Genomic DNA, 4,042 nt, shown 5'->3' on the forward strand with positions numbered 1-4,042 from the left:
CGCCGGTCCCAGCGGCCCCGGCGGCCGGTCGCGCGGCGGCAAGGTGCGGGTGAAGACCGCCCGGCGCCGCTCGCCGCAATCGACGCGCTGGCTGGAGCGGCAGCTCAATGATCCTTACGTTGCGGCTGCCAAGGCTCAAGGCTATCGCAGCCGCGCTGCCTTCAAGCTGAAGGAACTGGATGCCGATTTCGGCATGCTGGCCGGTGTGGAGCGTGTCGTCGATCTGGGCGCTGCGCCTGGCGGCTGGTGCCAGGTGGTGAAGGAGAAGCGGCCCAAGGCACGCGTCGTCGGCATGGACCTGCTGCCCATCGATCCGCTGCCCGGCGTCGATCTGTTTCAGAAGGACATCACCGATGAGGACAGCGAGGCGCTGATCCTCGCCACACTGGGTGGGCCGGCGGACCTGGTGATGAGCGACATGGCTGCCAACACCGTGGGCCACAAGCAGACCGATCATCTGCGCACCATGGGCCTGATCGAAGCGGCACTCGACATGGCGACAAGGCTGCTGCGGCCAGGTGGCAGTTTCGTCGCCAAGGTGCTGGCCGGCGGCGGTGATGGCCAGCTCACGGCGGCGCTGCGGCAGCATTTCACCACGGTCAAGCACGTCAAGCCGCCGGCCAGCCGCAAGGGCTCCAGCGAATGGTATGTGGTGGCCCAAGGCTTCAAGCCGCCGCCTCCCGCCGCCGCCGGGTGAGGCCGCGTGTCGCACTTCACGGTTGCCAGCGCCGATTTTGACTGGCAATCAATCGCCACAGCAACAGTTTAAGCCGGCATCCCGCGCGATGGGCAACAGCGTGGCAAGTCCGGGTTTGTGCAAGTGGGGAGCGGGAAGACGGCATGACGGCGCGACAACCGGCAGAATGGACTGCCCACGCCGCCACCTGGACGGCGTTCCCGTCCCATGCGGAACTGTGGGAAGAGGATCTTGGCCCGGCCCGTGAAGAGGTGGCTGCGATGGTGCGCGCCATCGCCAGGGGTGAGCGCGTCGAACTGCTGGTTGCCAATGATGAAGCCGCCGCCGCGGCGCGGGCGATGCTGGGTGACGCCCCAGAGTCCAGCAATGTGCGCATCCATCACTATGGCTTTGGCGATATCTGGCTGCGCGACACCGGGCCACTGTTCCTGCAATCGGCGCATGGGCTGGCGGCGGCGGGTTTCCGCTTCAATTTCTGGGGCGGCAAATATGATCTGCCCGGCGATGAAGGTGTGGCGGCGTTCATTGCCGGCACCACGAAGACGCCGCTGGCCAAGCATGGCTGGGTGCTGGAAGGTGGGGCCATCGACGTTGACGGCACGGGCCTCGCCGTCACCACCGAACAATGTCTGCTCAACCCCAATCGCAACCCCAAGATGGACCGGGTGGAGGTGGAAAGCCATCTGCGCCGTGACCTCGGGATCGACCGGGTGCTCTGGCTGGGCGATGGCCTGGTGAACGATCACACCGATGGCCATGTCGACAATCTGGCGCGCTTCGTGGCGCCTGGTCGGCTGGCGCTGCCGGTGGCGGCCGGCACGGATGATCCCAACAAGGACGTCTATGAAGACGCCTGGGATCGCGCCGGCGATTTCGGGCTGGAGATCGTGCCGATCCCGTCGCCCGGCAAGGTGCTGCGCGATGGCGACATCGTGCCGGCCAGCCACATGAATTTCTATATCGCCAACGCCGTGGTGGTGGTGCCGCTTTATGGCACCGCCAGCGACCCCGACGCCGTGAAAGCCATCGCCGCGCTCTTCCCCGATCGCGAAGTGATCGGCCTGCGCGCCGACCATATCCTGACCGGTGGCGGCAGTTTCCACTGCATCACCCAGCAGCAGCCGAAATAGCCGCGCCTTTTCTGTGCCACATAACTGCGCTAACGCGCCCGGCATGACCCGCACCATCACCGTCGCCGGCCTGCAACTGGCCTTTTCCGGCAACCGAGACGCCGATATCGCCATGACCGCGGCCGCCGCGCGTGCCGCCGCCGACGGCGTGGACGTCGTGTTGCCGCCGGAATTGTTCGAGGGCCATTATTTCTGCCGGCACGAAGATGAGGGCCTGTTCGCCAACGCCCTGCCGGTGGACAAGCATCCCGCAGTCGCCGCCATGCGCGAAGTGGCGCTGGAAACCCGCACCTATATCCCCTGTTCCTTCTTCGAGAAGGACGGCCATCATCATTACAACAGCCTCGCCATGATCGATGATGGCGGCAACGTGATGGGGGTCTACCGCAAGAGCCACATCCCCGACGGGCCGGGATACGAGGAGAAATTCTATTTCCGCCCTGGCAACACCGGCTTCAAGGTGTGGCCCACCAAGAAGGGCGTGATCGGCGTCGGCATCTGCTGGGACCAATGGTATCCGGAAACCGCGCGGGCGATGATGCTGATGGGCGCCGAAGTGCTGCTCTATCCCACCGCGATCGGCACCGAGCCGCACGATCCCGATCTCGACACGCGCCGGCTGTGGCGCCGGGCCATGGTGGGCCATGCCGTCTCCAACGTTGTGCCGGTGCTGGCCTGCAACCGCATCGGCACCGAAGAGGCCGGCACGCCGCACGCCCAGACCTTCTATGGCACCAGCTTTGCCTGCGATCAGCGTGGCGACATCGTGCACGACCTGGACGACAAGACTCCCGGCGTGGTGAAGGCGACCTTCAACCTCGATCTGGCCGCCCGCCACCGCGCCGCCTTCGGCTTCTTCCGCGACCGCCGGCCCGATCTATACGGACGGCTGGCGCAGGATATCTAGGGCCGCCAGGCCAACGTCGATTCCAGCGCCGCCTTGAACATCGCCGGCGTCAGCAGGCCGGTGTTGGTGTTGAGACGGCTGCAATGATAGCTGTCCACGAGGCAAACGCCCGACGGCAATTTGTGCACGACGCCGTGGCCAAAGCGATATTTGGGCAGCTTGCCGCCGATGGCCTTGATCGCGGCCTGGTGGGCGGTCTCACCCAGCGCCACCACCACCTTCAGATGGGGCAGGGCGGCCAGTTGTTCGGCGAGATACGGCCGGCAGGCGTGTTTCTCTGCCGTTTCGGGCAGGTTGCCGGGCGGCGCGCAGGCGACGGCGTTGGTGATGAACAGGCCGGGCGCGCTCCAGCCCTCGGGTGTTTCGGTGGCCAGCCCCAGTTCCGCCAACGTGCCAAACAGCATGGCGCCTGCCTCGTCGCCGTGGAACGGCTTGCCGGTGCGGTTCGCGCCTTTCAGGCCTGGCGCCAAGCCGACGATGGCGAGCCACGCCCCCGCATCGCCCAGCGGCGGCACCGGCGCGTTCCACCAGCCGGGATGACGGGCGATCTGCTCGGCGCGATAGGCGGCCAGGCGCGGGCACAGGGCGCAATCCTTTGGAGGTGTGCCAGGGTGGGGGCTCTCGTCAGTCATCGGCAATGCCTGTAGGGGCTTGGTCGCATATGGCAATCATCCTCGTTGCGCTGGGTTCGAACCGCTGCCACGGCCGCCATGGCCGGCCGGCCGGCGTGGTGCGCGCCGCGCTGGCGGCGCTGGCGCAATTGGGCCTGGTGGAACGGGTGTCGCCCATCTTCGATACCGCGCCAATCGGGCCGGGCAGCCGGCGCTATGCCAATGCGGTGGCGGCGATGGCGTGGGACGGCCCATTGCCGGACCTGCTCACCGCCCTCAAATCCATCGAGCGCGACTTCGGCCGCCGCGCGGGCCGGCGCTGGGGCGACCGGGTGCTGGATCTCGACATATTGGCCGCTGGCGAAACCGTGCTGCGCCAGGGCCGGCTGGTCGTGCCGCACCCGCGGCTGGCAGAACGGCGCTTCGTGCTCGATCCGCTGGTGCACGTTGCGCCCAGCTGGCGGCACCCGCTGTTGGGCCTGACCGCAAGACAGTTGCATGCCCGCGCGCTTCGCCCTAAAGGCCTGCCCCGCGCCTGATGTGCGCCGCCCGTGCGTCGGGGTCCTTAGCTCAATCGGTCAGAGCGCCCGCCTTTTAAGCGGTAGGTTCCGGGTTCAAGTCCCGGAGGACCCACCACGCCGCAGCGCGGCCGCGCGCGTGCCGCGCGCGGACTCGCGCAAGGCCGGCCGGGCTGGCT

At 67.4% G+C, this 4,042-nt stretch carries 5 protein-coding genes and 1 tRNA gene; 5 read left to right on the plus strand and 1 reads right to left on the minus strand.

Translation table 11 applies throughout. The features are described 5' to 3' along the window. Positions 1-43: 43 nt before the first annotated feature. From GJ693_RS14385 to GJ693_RS14395, 3 genes are all read left to right on the plus strand, one after another. Positions 44-697 (plus strand): RlmE family RNA methyltransferase, encoded by a 654-nt coding sequence (locus GJ693_RS14385; protein ID WP_156256964.1) that lies wholly within the window; start codon positions 44-46, stop codon positions 695-697. Positions 698-840: 143 nt separating this feature from the next. Next, complete coding sequence (locus tag GJ693_RS14390; RefSeq protein ID WP_156256960.1) at positions 841-1,827, plus strand: agmatine deiminase family protein; 987 nt, start codon at positions 841-843, stop codon at positions 1,825-1,827. Positions 1,828-1,870: 43 nt separating this feature from the next. After that, entirely contained in the window at positions 1,871-2,734 is an 864-nt protein-coding gene (locus GJ693_RS14395) for a nitrilase-related carbon-nitrogen hydrolase (RefSeq protein WP_156256961.1), read from the plus strand. Here GJ693_RS14395 and GJ693_RS14400 read toward each other — a convergent pair. Beyond that, positions 2,731-3,366, minus strand: a complete 636-nt coding sequence (locus GJ693_RS14400; protein ID WP_156256962.1) for a uracil-DNA glycosylase — start codon at positions 3,364-3,366, stop codon at positions 2,731-2,733. The two genes, GJ693_RS14395 and GJ693_RS14400, sit on opposite strands and share 4 nt — an antisense overlap. 29 nt (positions 3,367-3,395) lie before the next feature. Here GJ693_RS14400 and folK point away from each other — a divergent pair, with 29 nt between their 5' ends. Next, complete coding sequence (gene folK / locus GJ693_RS14405; protein ID WP_235902946.1) at positions 3,396-3,884, plus strand: 2-amino-4-hydroxy-6-hydroxymethyldihydropteridine diphosphokinase; 489 nt, start codon at positions 3,396-3,398, stop codon at positions 3,882-3,884. Between the two features lie 20 nt (positions 3,885-3,904). Continuing rightward, a tRNA-Lys gene (locus tag GJ693_RS14410) sits at positions 3,905-3,981 on the plus strand. Positions 3,982-4,042: the final 61 nt, after the last annotated feature.

This window comes from Sandarakinorhabdus oryzae (genome assembly GCF_009733735.1).
In the GTDB taxonomy this organism is placed as follows: Bacteria; Pseudomonadota; Alphaproteobacteria; order Sphingomonadales; family Sphingomonadaceae; genus Sandarakinorhabdus; species Sandarakinorhabdus oryzae.